Raw genomic sequence first — 15,381 nt, forward strand, 5'->3', positions numbered from 1 at the left:
CGAAGAGCGGCTGTCATATGTCCCCCCGAGATTTGTTCTTGTCCGGAGAAGCTAAATGCACCGGGCGCAGGACGCAATGACCAGGTGGCGAGCGTTTGCCTTTGAAGACGCCGACGGACGGCTACAAGGCGGGAGCTAGCCTCTCAGTCGCGTGCCACGCGGCGAGGCCCCTCAGCGTGGCTTGATCTCCGCGTATTTCGCCATCGCCTTCTCGAACTTCCGCTTGAACAGCCACATCGCGCCAAGGATTTCCCGGAAGCTTGCCGAGGTGCGCGCCCGGTCGGCCTGTCCGAATGCGAAGATGCTGTTGTTGCGCAGGTGCTTCATGATCGTCGGACTGGACACCCTGTAGTTCAGGAGATCGCCGGACCTGAGCGCCGCCCGCGTCGGCGTGGGAACGATCTGGATCAGCTCGAACAGCTTCATTTGGTCGATCGGGTCGGGCAGCGTCTTCACGATTCCTGGGATCTCCCGGAAAATATCCGCATGCGCGTTCATCAGGCCGTCGCGCACGTTGGTCCAGTGATTGAAGCGATGATCGGTGCCGCGGGCCCGCGCCTCCTCCTTGTCGTCGCGCGCGCTCAACCCGGGATCGGCGGCCGCGATCTCGCCCTTGATGGCGTCCCATTTCCTATGGCCGTTGCGGTCCTCGGACGGGCCGGTCTGGAAGCTGCCCATATAGGTGTTCGAGCGCCCGTTGCGGACGTTCTGCTTGCCGTTGGTCTCGGCGAAGAACAGCCCCAGACTGATCCGGCCCGCGGCTTCGGCGTGGTCAGGCGCCAACCCCTTGGCGCGTGCGATCGCGACCGCGAGATCCACCACGTCCTTGAACGGTGTCGCCGAGTTCTGCGCGCCGGCCGGCGGCGCTTCCATGATCTCGAACAGCTTTGAGTATTCGTCCACCAGCGGTTCGATGTCGGCATCGAAATAGGCCGGCGGGATCTCGAACTTGTTGGGCCTGCCGGTCCGCGACGGCATGACGTCGGTGAGATCCTTGTAAGCACTGATCACGGCGACGCGTGCCAGATAGAGCGCCTGGCCCGGCAGGTTCGGCAGCGGCTGTTTGGCGTCGATCTGGCGGCGCCGCTCGGAGAGAATCGCTTTGAAATCGCCGAGCGCACGCTCGTAGGTCGCAACCGCCTCCGATTGCCTGGCCGTGAGCGTTTGCGCCAGGCTCGGGACGAAGGTCGCAAGGATCAGCCCAAGCGCCGTTATGACTGCGGCGGCGCGATGTCGTGCTCTCATGGCCGGTTCCCTGGGCCTGTCGATTCGATGGCCAAGGGGATCGTAAGCATCGGAGGCGAGGGCTGGCGAGCGGCAAATCCCACTCGGCCCGAATTCGCGGCCTCACGCCGCTTGGTAATCCGGCGCGGAGGCGAGAAACCGCGCATAGGCGTCCGCGTCCGGCGGCCGGAAGTGGCCCGCGAGCCCGCCGCGCTTCTGCTCCTTGGCGCCGATGTCGGCCATCAGCTCGTCGAAGTGACGGTAGTGATAGGGCGCGACGCAGAGGCCGCCATAGACGCCCGCAGCCGGCCGTTCGACCCGCTTGAAGTGCAGCATCATCTCGATGTTGTCGCGCATCTGTTGCGCGGTCGGCTGGCGTGCGAGCTGTCCGTCGGCGTAACGGACCAGCCAGTTGGCGGCGAGGTCGGCGCAGAGCACGGTGCAGAACGAGGAGTTGAAACCGACGAAACCGAGCTCCGGCAGGTCGGGATTGGCGATCAGGCGATAGAGCCGGTACTGCCCATCCGCATCGACCAGTTTTGCCTGGTACGCGGCGGGCAGGAATGGCACGCCGAGCTTGTAGCCGATCGCGAGCACCGCGACATCGGCCGCCACGCGCTCGCCGCCGCTCATCACGATGGTGTCACCGTCGTAATGATCGAAGCTGCCGAACACGGCCTTGATGCGGCCGTCGGCTACCATCGGATGGAAGCCGGGTGTTGCGATCGGCACCGAGCAGTTGACTCCGTCCTCGATCCGCTCCTTCGGCACCATGTTGCATTGCTTCAGCTTGAGCTGCGCCTTCAACAGGCTTTCCAGCCCGCGCCAGTTTGCCCAGACGAACGGTGCTGCGATGCGATGCGCAAGGCGCGACATCGCGCCGATGCCCCAGCCCGGAAACATCTCCTCCTGCGCACGGATGTAGAGGATGCGCTTGAAGTTCACGAGACCGCCGATGAAATAAGGAATGCGCCAGACCGGCTCGCGCATCACGATCGTCACCTCACGCGCGCCCGCTTTCACGGCGTTCACCGCGATGTCGGTTGCCGATTTCGATCCGCCGAGCACGACGACGCGCCGTCCTTTCACCACTTGAGGATCGTTGTATTTCGATGAATGCAGGATCTGCCCGCCCTGTGCTAGAAAGCCGTCTTCGCCTGGGCAGTGCAGCTCCCGCGGCTCGTTGAACTGTCCGGTGCAGACCGCGACGAAGTCGAAATCCTCAGCTGTGCTGGCGCCGCTCTTGTCCGAGAGCGCGAGCGTCCAGCCTGGTCTGCCGTCGGCGCGTCGCGCCATGCCCGACACGCTGGTGTTGAAACGCAGCATACGGTCGAGGCCAAAAATTCGTGCGTAGTCGGCGAGGTAGGCGTGGACTTGCGATCCGGTCGGCCATTCCGGATAGGCTTCGGGCATGGCGCGGTCGGTGTAGCGGTAGAGCTCCTTCGGGCTCTGGGTCTGCACCTCCGGATAGGAGCGCGCCGGCTCCCAGACGCCGCCGAGATCGGCGCTGCGTTCAATGATGGTGACCCGGTGACCGCGGGTCGAGAACGCCTTTGCGGCGGCAAGGCCGGAGACGCCGGCGCCGATCACGCAGACATGCTTTGGGTTGACCATGGGATTGCTCGCGAGCTCGAATGTTCTGGGCACAGCAGGCCGCGTTCGGCCGCGCTGCGCCGCCGCTGGACCTGCGACGAAACAGAAATGGGAGTGGGGCGGCCGCCTAGTCGTTGGCTTCAGGCGGCAGGAAGTCGACCTCGTGCAGGGCCGAGATGCGCACGACCTCGGCGGGGTCGGCCAGATTGTGGAGCTGGTTGAACAGCGCCTCCAGCTTCTGCATCGGCGAGACCCAGAACAGCGCGCGGGCCGGCTTGTCGGACTTGTTGAAATAGCCGTGCGGGATGCCGCGCGGCAGGCGCACGAGATCGCCGGCGTTGGCCTTGACCCATTTGCCGTCGAGCTTGAGGTCGAGCGTGCCCTCCTGCACCAGGATGAATTCGTCCTGGGTCGGATGGATGTGCACTGGCACGAACTGGCCCGGCTCGCTGTTGGTCTCGAAGGCAAAGGTGGAATCGGTGACGGCCTTGGGAAAATAGACCTGGCCCAGAATATTCCAGGTCTTGCCGCCATAGCCCGTGCCGTTCGCGGTAATGCCCTTCTCGAGTGCAGTCATGGCTCGCCTCCATCGTGGATCCCGACGAGGGTGGAGCTTCGGTCAGGCGCGGGCTGCTGTCTATCCGCTAAACGAATCCGGACACGTCCTGTGCCGTGCGGCACGACGTTTTTGCGACAGGGCTCTTTCCGGGGACGGGGAACTATTATAGGTTTAAAATATTCCGTGATGCCAAGCGTGGTCGGCGATGTCCGCAGCCGAGCTGGAAATGAGCACGCCTCGATCCGCGGCCGAAAGGCTCGCGGCTTTCGCCCGCGTCACCACCGACGACGCCGACGAGGCGGCCGAGCAGGTCGGGCGCATCTTCTGCCCGCATGATCTGACGCCGATGCGGAGGTCGGGCTTCTCGGCCAGGCACAATTGTGCCGCCTTCGACGGCTTTTCCATCAACTATGTCGCCTATGGCGGATCCGTCACCATCGATCCCGGCTGCCTCGACCGCTTCTTCCTGGTGCAGATCCCGCTCGCCGGCACGGCCCGTATCCGCGCAGGTACCCGCGAACTCGAGACAGCGCCGGAACGGACGGCGTCGCTGTTGTCGCCGACCATCCCGACCCGGATGATCTGGACCGAGTCGGCGCAAGCGATCCTGCTGCTCGACCGCCGCATGGTCGAGCAGCGCGCAGCGGCATTGTCGGGCAGGGCGACCGGCGCGGTCGAGTTCGACCCTACGCTCGACCTGAACGTGCCGGCCGCGCGCGGCCTCGCGGCGAAGCTCGTCGAGCTGATGATGCTCGCCGAAGGTCTCGGACCGTCCGGCAGGCTTTCACCGGTCGCGACCGCGGGCTGGCGCGAGGCGCTGCTTCATTACCTCCTCGACGGCCAGCGGCACGGCCTGTCCGACGCGATCAGAACGTTCTCGGGCCAGGGCGAGCGTCTGCCGCGCGCGCTGCACACTGCGCGGGACTGCCTCGCGGCGAATGCCTGCGAGCCGCTCGACGTTGCGCACCTCGCCTGTGAGTCCGGGATCGGCATCCGCGCGCTACAGCTCGGTTTCCGCCGTCATTTCGGCGTGTCGATCTCGCAGATGCTGCTCGACATGCGCCTCGCCAATCTCCACACCCGGCTCACGCAAGCCGAGCTGGACACTTCGATCACCGAGATCGCCTTCGATCTCGGCTTCACCCATCTCGGCCGCATGGCCGGCGCCTATCGCGAAAAATTCGGCGAGACGCCGTCAGCGACGCTGCGGCGGAAGATGAGCTGATGCGCCGGCGGCTTCCCGATGTCGGTTGGGGAGCGCGCGGCGCGAAGACGCGGCATCATTTGAACGTCGTCGCCTGAGTAACATCGCCCCAGCAATACTGATCGTCGCAGTCTTTTAGCTTGTCGTTGATTGACCATTCAACCATGCCACCCGCGTTGGAATTCGCAGCGGATGGCCTAGGTCTTCCGCGACCTTGTCGCGCCATCGCGTTCAGCCGCCTGCCTGCGCAGAAAGCCTTCGAGATCGGCCTGCACGGAATAGGGCGTCGGGATCGGATCGCCCGCGTCGTCGACAGCGGTGTCGAGAGAGCGGCGCAGCATGCGCGCGAGCTCGGCCTTGCGGTAGGGCTTTGTCAGAAGCGGTGCGCCCTTGGTGGCGCGCCCCTGCGCATGCGGGGCGTCGTAGGCATAGCCCGACGTGAAGAGCACCCGCAGCGAGGGGCGCGATGCCACCATCTCGTCGGCGAGCTCTCGTCCGTTCAAGCTGCCGGCCATCACGATGTCGGTGAAAAGCAGGTCGAAGGGCGTGCCTTCGGCCGCGATGGCCAGTGCCTCGGCTGCATTGGCGGCCGAGATGACCTTGTAGCCGAGGCTTTCGAGCTGAACCGTGACGTACTGGCGGACGTCGCGGTCGTCCTCGACACAAAGAATGGTTTCCGTCCCGCCCACGACCTTGCGCTCGTCATAGCCGGTGGGGCGAAGCGTGCTCGCCTCCGCCTTCGGCAGATAGATCGTGAAAGTCGTGCCGCGTCCTTCTTCGGAAGCGACCTTGATTCCGCCACCGGACTGCTTGATGAATCCGAACACCATGCTGAGCCCGAGCCCGGTGCCCTTCCCGATGTCCTTGGTCGAGAAGAAGGGATCGAAGATCCGCTCCAGAATGGCCGGCGGAATGCCAGTGCCGGTATCGCCTATCTCGATCTCGACATAGTCGCCGGCATAGCCGGCCCCGACCGCCACGGCCTCGCGGACGCCGAACACGACGTTGCGCGTCGTCAACGTCAGTCTGCCGCCGTCCAGCATCGCGTCGCGGGCGTTGATCGCGAGGTTGAGAAGCGCCGAGCTCAATTGGCCGCGATCGACGAGGGCGAGCCAAATGTTGCCGTCGAGCCGGGTCACGATCTCGATCTTCTTGTCGAAGGTTGCCAGCAGCAGCTTTGCGAGCTCTTCGAGCAGCTCGTTGATGTCGCTCTCGGCCGGCTTGAGCGCCTGCTTGCGGGCAAAGGACAACAGGCTCGACGTCAGCGCGGCGCCGCGATCGGCGGCGTCGCTGATCAGCTTGGTGATGGTCGCGAGCGGCGGATTATCCTTCACGGCGTCGGCGAGGATCTCGATCGTGCCCGTGATCACGGTGAGCATGTTGTTGAATTCGTGCGCAATGCCGCCGGTGAGCTGACCGATCGCCTCCATCTTCTGGGCCTGGATCAGCTGCTCCTCGGCGGCGCGCTTCTGGGTGACATCCTTGACGAAATTGTTGATGAGGGTGCGCCCCCCGATGTGGAGCGCCGTGCTGGAGGCCTCGATCAGGATCTCGTCGCCGTCCCGGTGCAGCAGGGTCGCTTCGAACCGGATGCCGATCGGCGTATCCGACAATTCCGGCAGCAGCCGCATCATGCGTTGCCTGAAGCCGTCGCGCAGCGGCTCGGCGATGAGGAGATTGACGACGTCCGTGCCGAGCGCCTCCTTGTGCGTCCATCCCGTCAGGGCCTCGGCCTGAAGGCTCCATTCCAGCACGATGCCGTTCTGGTCGGTCTGAACGAAGGCATCGAGCGCGGTCTTGATGACCGCTTGCGTCATCTGTGCGCTGGCCCGCGCCTGCTCGGTCAGTAGCGCGGCGGCCCGTTTTTCCTGCGCCGTTTCGATCGCGCGCGTGCACAGACGAGCGAGCAGGACCGCAATGGCGCCGCTTGCGAGCATGGCGACGATCTGGGCAATGCCGAACCCGGTTCCGGTCGCGGCATAGGAGACGAGGAGAGCCGCCGCGGTCACGATGACCTGCGCGGCCATCGCGAGTGTCAGAAGCCGCCTGAGTTTCATGGTCTCACACCAACGCGTCAGTGGCAGACCCTCGTGTCCGCCCTGTCAATGACCGGCTCCACGTGAGCTACAGATGTGAGCTACAGATTCCGCGCGGCAGCGTCGAGGGGCAATTTGCGGTGGTGCCGGGCTGGCGGCGCTTTCAACCTGCCGGCGAATCGGTCTGGCGCAGCGTCGTCACCCAGATCACGCGGGCCGTCTGCTGGGTCGGGTTGTCGAACATGTGCGGCACGATGCTCGGAAAGCGAAAGCTGTCGCCGGCGTCGAGCAGATGGGCCTGGTTGTCGAGCCACAGCCGCAGGCTGCCTGAGAGGATGTAGCCCGCCTTCTCGCCGGTGTGCTGCAGGAAGTCGGTGCCGGACGAGGCGCCGGGATTGAGCGTGAGCTCGTAGAATTCGAGCTGGCCTTTGTCTGCCGGCGTCAGCGCTTCCTTGACGACGCCGCTGGCGGTGAGCCGCAGCAGGCGCCGGCCGTTCTTGCGCACGATATAGCGCTGCACGTCGGCGGGATCGGTGGTCTCGAAGAAATAGGAGATGGGAACGTCGAGCGCGATGCTGAGCAGGCGCAGCGTGCGTATCGACGGCATGGCGCGCGCGCGTTCGAGCTGGCTGATCATGCCGTTGGAGAGGCCGGTCTTCTTGGCGACGTCCTGGATCGACAGGCCCGCGCGCTGCCGCAGCAGCCGCACGGTCTCGCCGAGGCGCTGGTCGACGGCATCGTCGGCTTCGGTCGGCGGGGCATCCTTCGGATCGTTGATCTCGCCGCGACCATCCATGTCGCTCTCCCATGCATCATCTCAGCCCGGACAATGACGTTCCGGAGCTTCAGTCGGAGTGAAAAGGTCGCGCATCCTAGCAATATGATTGACAGCTGTATTTAGTCGTGATGAACTTTTGATAGAAAATTTAGAAGCACTAAAGCCCATTCCTGTCCCTTTGCCGGGGTCTCGGGCCCGGGAGACGGTGCCGCGTGCGACAACGGAGAGTGGTCATGGCGGACGACACCGGGAAGTTCGGCGTTGGGGCACTGCATCTCGGCAATCCGAATCGCCGTCAGATCTTTCAGCTCGGGGCCGGCGCCGCGGCGGGATGGACGCTATCGGGCAACGCATTTGCGCAGACAGAACGCCCGACCAATCCGCCGGACAAGCCGCGCGGACAGGTGATCGCGGCGCTGTCGCAGGAGCCGACGGTCTTTCATCCCCTGATGCCGGGCATCGAAGTCGATCAGGGCATCTGGTGGCAGGTGTTCTCGCCGCTCTGGTTCATCGATCCCGACGGCAAGTTCGTTCCCGACCTCGCCCGCGAAGTCCCGACGGTCGAGAATGGCGGCCTCTCGGCCGACGGCCTGACCTGGAAGATCAAGCTCCGCAGCGACGTGAAATGGCACGACGGCACGCCGTTCACGGCCGAGGACGTGAAGTTCTCGCTTGAGCTGATCAACAACCCCGATTTTCGCGCGCGCAGCCGCGTCGGCCATAGTCTCGTCAAGGACATCAAGATCGTCGCGCCCGACGAGATTCACTGGCGCATGGAAGCTCCCTATTCGCCCTATATGTCGATCCTGGGATCGCTGACCTTCATCGTGCCCAAGCACATCCTGGAGAAGGTGACCGATCCGAACGCCTCGCCGTTCCACAATGCGCCTGTCGGCACCGGACCGTTCCGCTGGGGCGAGCGCGTGCCGGGCGACCACATTCAGTTGAATGCCCATACCGGCTATCACGCCAAGGGACCCTACGTTGAGCGCGTGGTGTTCAAATACATTCCAGACCTGACCGTGCTCTACACCCAGTTCCGCACCGGCCAGGTCGATTACACCGGCCTGCAAGGCATTCTGCCGAACTTCGTGCAGGAAGCGAAGACGCTGAAGGGCCGCAAGATCTTCGTCTCATCCACGTCGTCGGTGGAGCACATCGCGCCCAATCTGGAGTTCGGCGCGTTGGCGGACCGCACGGTGCGCGAGGCGCTGTATCTCGCGATCAACAAGCAGGCGATCATCGACGCGCTGAACTACGGCTTGCCGACGCAGACCGAAAGCTTCGTGCCGCAACAGGCCTGGTCGTTCCAGCAGGGACTGCCGCAGCACAAATACGATCCGGCCAAGGCCAACACGCTGCTCGATGCGGCCGGTTGGGTCCGCGGCGCCGGCGGCGTGCGCGAGAAAGGCGGCGTCAAGCTCGAATTCACCAATTCAACGACGTCGGGCAATGCGGTGCGTGAGCAGACCCAGCAGCTGCTGATCCAGGACTGGCGCGCGATCGGTGCCGCGATGCGCGTCAACAACATGCCGGCCGCCGTGATCTGGGGCGACTTCTGGCAGCAATCGAAATTCAATTCGGTGATCGTGGGAGTGAATTTCATGCTCGGCAGCGACCCCGACGTGACGCCCCGCTTCGGCTCCGGCGCCATTCCTGCCAAAGGTGGCCGCGGCTACAACACCTATCAGTATCGCAACCCGGAGGCGGATCGGCTTCTCGCCGAAGGTGCCAAGCAGTTCGATCTGGCGCAGCGCAAGACGACCTATGGCGCTCTGCAAAAGCTCATCCGCGACGACCTCGCGATCCTGCCGCTGTTCCAGGGCTTCATCGCCGAAGGTGTGAAGGAAGGGCTGCAAGGCTTCCGTCCCAACATCAACATGTCGATCAACTGCTGGAACATTCGCGAATGGTATTGGGCCTGATGGTTCAGGCGCGCGAGATCGCCTGAGATGGCCCGTTACGTCGCCAATCGCCTGGCGCAGGCGATCATGCTGCTGGTGATCGTGTCCGCGATCGGCTTCGCCATCCTGCATCTGGCGCCCGGCGGTCCGCTCTCGCAATTCGCGGCGTCCGCGCAGATGACGCAGGAGGATCTCGACCGCGTCACGCGGCAACTCGGCCTCGATCGTTCGCTGCCGATCCAGTATCTCGATTGGTTCGGCCGGATGCTGAGGGGCGATTGGGGCCGCTCGTATCGTGACGGCGAGGCGGTGCTGGCGGTGATCTCGTCGCATCTCGGCGCCACGCTGGAACTGATGGCGACTGCGACCATCATCGCGGTGCTGCTCGGCTGCTGGATTGGCGTGCTCGGTGCGCTGCGCCGCTATTCGCTGTTCGATTCGCTCGCAACCGTCGGCGCCATGATCGCATTGTCGATCCCGACCTTCTGGTTCGGCCTCGTCACCATCTATGTGTTCTCGGTGAAGCTCGGCTGGCTGCCGGCCGGCAACCGGCAGACCGTCGGCGATGGCTCCCTGCTCGATCTGCTCCATCATCTCATTGCGCCGGCGCTGGTGCTGGCGCTGGTGGAGACCGCGATGTGGGGCCGCTTCATGCGCTCCTCGATGCTCGAAGTCATCAACCAGGACTACATTCGCACCGCGCGCGCCAAGGGCATGCCGGAATGGCGAATCCTTACGGTTCACGCCTTGCGTAACGCGCTGCTGCCGATGATCACGATGGGCGGCCTTCAGTTTCCGACGCTGCTCGGTGGTGCGCTGGTCGCTGAAACCGTGTTCACCTGGCCCGGCATGGGCCGGCTGTTCCTCGATTCCATCGGATATCGCGACTATCCCGTGGTGATGGGCATTCTGATGTTCTCGGCGATCATGGTGCTGATCGGGTCGCTGCTGGCCGACATCCTCTATGCGGTCGTCGATCCGCGCATCCGGGTGGGCTAGGGATGACGACCGTAGACTTGTCCAGCGCTCAACCCGCACCCGGCCAGGCCGCGTGGCGGCGATTTCGTCGGCACCGGCTTGCACTTGCAGGCGCGGTGATCATTCTCGTCCTTGTTCTCGGTTCGGCATTCGGCCCGTACCTCCTGCCGTTCGACGACACCTACATCGATATCATGAAGCGGTTCGCACCGCCGCTGTCGGGCGCGCACATCCTCGGCACCGACGAACTCGGCCGCGACGTGCTGGCGCGGCTGATGATGGGCGCGCGCGTCTCGCTGTCGATCGGCTTCGTCGCGATGGTGATGGCGATGGCGGTGGGCATCGTCGTCGGGGCCTTCGCCGGCTTCTATGGCGGCGTGGTCGGCGCGGTGCTGATGCGGCTCGTCGATGCCATGCTCTGCTTTCCGACCATCTTCCTGCTGCTTGCGCTCGCGGCGCTCATCGAGCCCGGCTTCATCACCACCACCGTGCTGATCGCGGCAACCGCCTGGATGTGGGTGGCCCGCGTCGTCGAGGCCCAGGTGCGCTCGCTGCGGGAGCGCGAGTTTGCGGTTGCTGCACTCGCGTTCGGCTCGTCGAATCTGCGGATCATGTTCCGCGAGCTCGTACCCAATGCGATCGCGCCGATCGTGGTGGCGGCGACGCTGAACGTGGCCAAGGCCATTCTGCTCGAATCCTATCTCAGCTATCTCGGTTACGGCATCCAACCGCCGGCCGCGAGCCTCGGCAACATGCTCAATAACGCGCAGATCTATCTCACCAGCGCGCCCTGGCTCGCGATTGCACCGGGCCTCGCCATCACGCTTGCGGTGACGAGCTTCAACTTCCTCGGCGACGGCCTGCGCGACGCGCTCGATCCGCGGATGAACATCCCATGATCTGCAAACTAGCGACGAGCCGAGCTGTCTCGATCGAACTGAATATCTGGAGTTTCCCATGTCCCCGCCGCTCACCCGCATAAACAGTGACGAGCGCCTGCCAGCGCAGGTGGATGTCGTCGTCATCGGCGGCGGCGTCATTGGCGTCTCCGCGGCCTATCATCTCGCAAAGAAGGGCCTCTCCGTCGCCTTGGTCGAGAAGGGCCATGTCGGCGGCGAGCAGTCGAGCCGCAATTGGGGCTGGTGCCGCCAGCAGGGCCGCGCGCGTGAGGAGATCCCGCTGGCCCGCGAGGCGCTGCGGCTGTGGGAAGACATGCAAAACGATGCCGGCGTCGATGCCGGCTTCCGCCGTACCGGCGTGCTGTTCCTGACCAAGAGCAAGGACGAGCTCGCCAGCTGGGAGCGATGGGCCGCAACGGCGCGCGAGATGCAGGTTCACTCGACCGTGCTGACGCCGGCGGAGGTCGCCGAGCGCCTGCCCGGCAATGCCGAGACATGGGTTGGCGGATTGCACACGCCGAGCGACGGGCGCGCCGAGCCCTCAATGGCCGTGCCGGCGCTTGCGACCGCCGCGCGAAAGCACGGCGTCACGATTCATCAGGGCTGCGCCGCGCGTGGGTTGGAGACGCAAGGTGGACGGGTGAGCGCCGTCGTCACCGAGAAGGGCACCGTTCGCACGCAATCGGTGCTGCTGTCCGGCGGCGCCTGGTCGTCGCTATTCTGCCGTCGCCACGGCATCGAGCTGCCGATCGGCCTCGTCAATGCGACCGCGTGCCGGACCACGCCGGGGCCGGAGATCACCTCCGGTGCGCTCGGCACCGATTTCTATTGCATCCGCCGCCGCCTCGACGGCGGCTTTACCCTGGCGCTACGCAACCGCGGCACGGTCGAACTGTCGCCTGATCTGTTCCGGTACGCGCGAACTTTCTGGCCGACCTATCTGCATCGCAAGAATGGGTTGAAACTGTCGTTCGGCAAATCCTTCTTCGACCAGCTCATGCGCGGCACGAACTGGAGCTTGGACAAGCCGTCGCCATTCGAGACCGAGCGGGTGCGCGATCCCGCGCCTGACATGTCGCTGGTCAATGCCGCGCTGGCTTCGCTGATCAAGTCGAACCCTGAATTGAAGGACATCGAGATCGCGGAAGCCTGGGGCGGGACGATCGACTGCACGCCGGATACCATTCCGGTCATCTCGCCGGTCGATGCCATGCCTGGCTTCTTCCTTGCCACCGGCTTCTCCGGCCACGGCTTTGGCATCGGTCCTGCGGCCGGCAAGCTCGCGGCGGACATCGTGACGGGCGCGACGCCGCTGGTCGATCCCGCGGCCTACAGCCACAAGCGCCTGATCGACGGCCGCCGGCTCGCGCCGGTCAGCCCGTTCTGAGAGTTTTGGCGGCATGACGGTTCTCTACAAGGCCAACATGGTTCGGGGCGCTGAATGGGCGGGCTTCTTCGCCGAGCGCGCGCCCGATGTGCCATTCCGGCTCTGGCCCGACATCGGCGATCCCGCCGACATCCGCTATCTCGTGGCGTGGGTGCCGCCCGACGACATCGCGACGACTTTCCCAAATCTCGAGCTGGTCTTCTCGGTCGGTGCGGGTGTCGATCAGTTCGACGCGAAAAAACTTCCAGCGCACATTCCGCTCGTTCGCATGCTGGAGCCTGGCATCGCCGAGACCATGGTCGAATACGTCACCATGGCGGTGCTCGCCCTGCATCGCGATCTCCTGCACTTCATCGCCCAGCAGAAGGCGCAGGTCTGGCGCGAGATCCGGATCACGCCGGCGAAGCGGCGGCGCGTCGGCGTGATGGGTCTCGGCCAACTCGGCCAGGCCGTGCTCGAACGCCTCACGGCTTTCGACTTTCCACTACTCGGCTGGAACCGATCGATGCGCGAGATCGACGGCGTCACCTGTTATACGGGCATGGGGACGTTGCCGGATTTCCTTGCGCAGACCGACATTCTCGTCTGCCTGTTGCCTCTGACGGATGAGACCCGCGGCATCCTCAATGCGGACTTGTTCGCGCGCCTGCCGCGCGGCGCGTCGCTCGTCAACGTCGGGCGTGGCCCGCATCTGGTCGAAGCCGACTTTCTCGCGGCGCTCGACAGCGGCGCGTTGTCGGGTGCTGTCCTCGATGTCGCCGAGCCGGAGCCGCTGTCTGCGGGTCACCCTTTCTGGAGCCATCCGCGCATCCTGGTCACGCCGCACAATGCCAGCATGACGACGCCGGATACGGCGGTCGATTTCGTGCTGGATGTGATTGCGCGCCACCGCCGCGGTGAAGAATTGCCGGGGCGTGTCGATCGTAGTCGCGGCTATTAGGACACTGGCATGAGCATGGGCGCAAGCGGAGCTGATCAAATCGCTGCCAACGCGCAGTCGCCGGTGCTGTCGGTTTCCGGCCTGACGACGTCCTTCCTGCGTGAGCGGCGATGGATTCCCGTCGTCTGCGACGTGTCGTTCGATATTGCCTCGCGGGAAACCGTGGCGATCGTCGGCGAGTCCGGTTCGGGCAAGAGCGTCACTGCGCTCTCGATCATGCGGCTCATTCCGAAGGAGAACGGCCGCGTCGAAGGCAGCGTCCGGCTTGCCGGTCGCGACCTGCTGACGCTGCCCGAAGCGAGCATGAAGGATGTTCGTGGCAACGAAATCGCCATGATCTTCCAGGAGCCAATGACGAGCCTCAATCCGGTGCTGACCATCGGCTTCCAGATTGCGGAAGCACTGATCCAGCACCGCGGCCTGTCGCGCGCGGCGGCGGAGGTCGAGACCATATGCCTGCTCGACCGCGTGCGGATACCTGCGGCGAAATCGCGCTTCCACGAGCATCCGCATCGCTTCTCCGGCGGCATGCGCCAGCGCGTAATGATCGCGATGGCGCTGGCCTGCAAGCCGAGGCTGCTGATCGCAGACGAGCCGACCACCGCGCTCGACGTCACGATCCAGGCCCAGATCCTGGAGCTTCTGAAGGAGCTTCAGCAGGAAGAGGAGATGTCGATCCTCTTCATCACCCACGACATGGGGGTGGTGGCCGAGATCGCGGACCGCACCGTGGTGATGTATGGCGGCCAGGCAGTGGAAACCGATGCGACCGCGCGCATCTTTGCTTCACCCTCGCATCCTTATACCCGCTCGCTGCTCGCGGCCGTGCCACGCCTCGGCTCGATGGACGGGCGGACGCGGCCGATGCGTTTTCCGACCGTCGACAAGGTGACGGGGACCTCTGACGAGCCGGCGGAGACGCCCGATACGGTCTCGATTGCCGAGCGACCGCTGCTCGAGGTCTCCAACCTCACGACGCGCTTTCCAATCCGCTCGGGCCTGTTCGGCAAGGTCTCGGGCCGCGTCCATGCGGTCGAGAACATCTCCTTCACCTTGCGCGCCGGGGAGACGCTGGCGCTGGTCGGCGAATCCGGCTGCGGCAAGTCGACGACGGGCCGCTCCATTCTCAAGCTGACGGAGCCGGACAGCGGCACCGTTCTGGTGGACGGGCAGGATGTGCTGGCGATGAATGCCCGCACCCTGCGTGACTTTCGCAAGCAGATGCAGATCGTGTTCCAGGATCCGTTCGCGAGCCTCAACCCGCGCATGTCGGTGGGAACGGCGATTGCGGCCCCATTGCTCGCCAACGGGCTCGTCACGGCGTCGCAGGCACGGGAGAAGGTCGCCGACCTGCTTGTCCGCGTTGGTCTCACCGCCGACATGGCCGCGCGCTTTCCGCACGAATTCTCCGGTGGCCAGCGCCAGCGCATCTGCATTGCCCGCGCGCTCGCGCTCGGACCGAAGCTGATCGTCGCGGACGAAGCGGTCTCGGCGCTCGACGTTTCGGTCAAGGCGCAGGTCGTCAATCTGATGCTGGACCTTCAGGCCAGCATGGGACTTGCCTATCTCTTCATTTCCCACGATATCGCGGTGGTCGAGCGCATGAGCCATCGCGTCGCGGTGATGTATCTCGGCGAGATCGTCGAAACCGGTCCACGCGCGGCCCTGTTCGGAAATCCGCAGCATCCCTATACGAAGAAGCTGATGGCGGCCGTGCCAGTGCCCGATCCAGCGCGCCGCGGCACCAGGCGCGAGGCCACGAATGACGAGATCAGAAGCCCGGTGCGCGCGCCCGATTACCAGCCGCCCGTGCGTCAATTTCGTGAGGTGTCGCCGGGCCATGTCGTCCAGCTCTGGGGCGAGGAATGGTCCAACTGAC

12 protein-coding genes are annotated in these 15,381 nt (G+C 64.8%); 7 read left to right on the plus strand and 5 right to left on the minus strand.

The window, feature by feature from the left end:
• Positions 1-171: 171 nt before the first annotated feature.
• From IVB07_RS09165 to IVB07_RS09175, 3 genes are all read right to left on the minus strand, one after another.
• Entirely contained in the window at positions 172-1,245 is a 1,074-nt protein-coding gene (locus IVB07_RS09165) for a hypothetical protein (protein ID WP_018454095.1), read from the minus strand.
• Between the two features lie 102 nt (positions 1,246-1,347).
• Positions 1,348-2,838, minus strand: coding sequence for an NAD(P)/FAD-dependent oxidoreductase (locus tag IVB07_RS09170; RefSeq protein ID WP_085351881.1), 1,491 nt, complete (start codon positions 2,836-2,838; stop codon positions 1,348-1,350).
• Positions 2,839-2,944: 106 nt separating this feature from the next.
• On the minus strand, positions 2,945-3,394 hold the full coding sequence (locus tag IVB07_RS09175; RefSeq protein WP_018454097.1) for a cupin domain-containing protein: 450 nt from the start codon (positions 3,392-3,394) through the stop codon (positions 2,945-2,947).
• A 187-nt stretch (positions 3,395-3,581) separates the two neighbouring features.
• Between IVB07_RS09175 and IVB07_RS09180 the strand changes: the two genes are divergently transcribed.
• On the plus strand, positions 3,582-4,601 hold the full coding sequence (locus IVB07_RS09180; RefSeq protein ID WP_247767621.1) for an AraC family transcriptional regulator: 1,020 nt from the start codon (positions 3,582-3,584) through the stop codon (positions 4,599-4,601).
• 176 nt (positions 4,602-4,777) lie between these two features.
• Here the strand turns inward: IVB07_RS09180 and IVB07_RS09185 are convergent, their stop codons facing one another.
• Both IVB07_RS09185 and IVB07_RS09190 read right to left on the minus strand, forming a co-directional pair.
• Positions 4,778-6,637, minus strand: a complete 1,860-nt coding sequence (locus IVB07_RS09185) for an ATP-binding protein (RefSeq protein WP_247294990.1) — start codon at positions 6,635-6,637, stop codon at positions 4,778-4,780.
• A 142-nt stretch (positions 6,638-6,779) separates the two neighbouring features.
• Positions 6,780-7,412 (minus strand): cupin domain-containing protein, encoded by a 633-nt coding sequence (locus tag IVB07_RS09190; RefSeq protein WP_018454100.1) that lies wholly within the window; start codon positions 7,410-7,412, stop codon positions 6,780-6,782.
• 215 nt (positions 7,413-7,627) lie between these two features.
• Between IVB07_RS09190 and IVB07_RS09195 the strand changes: the two genes are divergently transcribed.
• The 6 genes from IVB07_RS09195 to IVB07_RS09220 are packed head-to-tail and all read left to right on the plus strand — an operon-like array spanning position 7,628 to position 15,380.
• Positions 7,628-9,319 (plus strand): peptide ABC transporter substrate-binding protein, encoded by a 1,692-nt coding sequence (locus tag IVB07_RS09195; protein WP_085351879.1) that lies wholly within the window; start codon positions 7,628-7,630, stop codon positions 9,317-9,319.
• A 27-nt stretch (positions 9,320-9,346) separates the two neighbouring features.
• Entirely contained in the window at positions 9,347-10,297 is a 951-nt protein-coding gene (locus IVB07_RS09200; protein ID WP_204512119.1) for an ABC transporter permease, read from the plus strand.
• Between the two features lie 2 nt (positions 10,298-10,299).
• Positions 10,300-11,175, plus strand: a complete 876-nt coding sequence (locus IVB07_RS09205) for an ABC transporter permease (protein WP_085361475.1) — start codon at positions 10,300-10,302, stop codon at positions 11,173-11,175.
• A 58-nt stretch (positions 11,176-11,233) separates the two neighbouring features.
• A complete protein-coding gene (locus IVB07_RS09210; RefSeq protein WP_247294987.1) occupies positions 11,234-12,562 on the plus strand; it encodes an FAD-binding oxidoreductase in 1,329 nt (442 codons plus the stop codon).
• Between the two features lie 13 nt (positions 12,563-12,575).
• Positions 12,576-13,502: a glyoxylate/hydroxypyruvate reductase A gene (locus tag IVB07_RS09215; RefSeq protein ID WP_204512117.1), complete on the plus strand. Its 927-nt coding sequence runs from the start codon at positions 12,576-12,578 to the stop codon at positions 13,500-13,502.
• A gap of 9 nt (positions 13,503-13,511) precedes the next feature.
• The gene (locus IVB07_RS09220) at positions 13,512-15,380 is read left to right on the plus strand and encodes an ABC transporter ATP-binding protein (RefSeq protein ID WP_204512116.1); all 1,869 of its coding nucleotides are present in this window, start codon (positions 13,512-13,514) and stop codon (positions 15,378-15,380) included.
• The last annotated feature ends 1 nt before the right edge of the window (position 15,381 follow it).

It is taken from the genome of Bradyrhizobium sp. 172 (assembly GCF_023101065.1).
In the GTDB taxonomy this organism is placed as follows: Bacteria; Pseudomonadota; Alphaproteobacteria; order Rhizobiales; family Xanthobacteraceae; genus Bradyrhizobium; species Bradyrhizobium canariense_D.

What these genes read in the sequence shown, in the direction of transcription:
- IVB07_RS09185 (WP_247294990.1), bottom strand. Translation starts at nt 6,637, where the DNA reads ATGAAACTCAGGCGGCTTCTGACACTCGCGATGGCCGCGCAGGTCATC.
- IVB07_RS09190 (WP_018454100.1), bottom strand. Translation starts at nt 7,412, where the DNA reads ATGGATGGTCGCGGCGAGATCAACGATCCGAAGGATGCCCCGCCGACC.
- IVB07_RS09200 (WP_204512119.1), top strand. Translation starts at nt 9,347, where the DNA reads ATGGCCCGTTACGTCGCCAATCGCCTGGCGCAGGCGATCATGCTGCTG.
- IVB07_RS09175 (WP_018454097.1), bottom strand. Translation starts at nt 3,394, where the DNA reads ATGACTGCACTCGAGAAGGGCATTACCGCGAACGGCACGGGCTATGGC.
- IVB07_RS09170 (WP_085351881.1), bottom strand. Translation starts at nt 2,838, where the DNA reads ATGGTCAACCCAAAGCATGTCTGCGTGATCGGCGCCGGCGTCTCCGGC.
- IVB07_RS09220 (WP_204512116.1), top strand. Translation starts at nt 13,512, where the DNA reads ATGAGCATGGGCGCAAGCGGAGCTGATCAAATCGCTGCCAACGCGCAG.
- IVB07_RS09165 (WP_018454095.1), bottom strand. Translation starts at nt 1,245, where the DNA reads ATGAGAGCACGACATCGCGCCGCCGCAGTCATAACGGCGCTTGGGCTG.
- IVB07_RS09210 (WP_247294987.1), top strand. Translation starts at nt 11,234, where the DNA reads ATGTCCCCGCCGCTCACCCGCATAAACAGTGACGAGCGCCTGCCAGCG.
- IVB07_RS09205 (WP_085361475.1), top strand. Translation starts at nt 10,300, where the DNA reads ATGACGACCGTAGACTTGTCCAGCGCTCAACCCGCACCCGGCCAGGCC.
- IVB07_RS09180 (WP_247767621.1), top strand. Translation starts at nt 3,582, where the DNA reads ATGTCCGCAGCCGAGCTGGAAATGAGCACGCCTCGATCCGCGGCCGAA.
- IVB07_RS09215 (WP_204512117.1), top strand. Translation starts at nt 12,576, where the DNA reads ATGACGGTTCTCTACAAGGCCAACATGGTTCGGGGCGCTGAATGGGCG.
- IVB07_RS09195 (WP_085351879.1), top strand. Translation starts at nt 7,628, where the DNA reads ATGGCGGACGACACCGGGAAGTTCGGCGTTGGGGCACTGCATCTCGGC.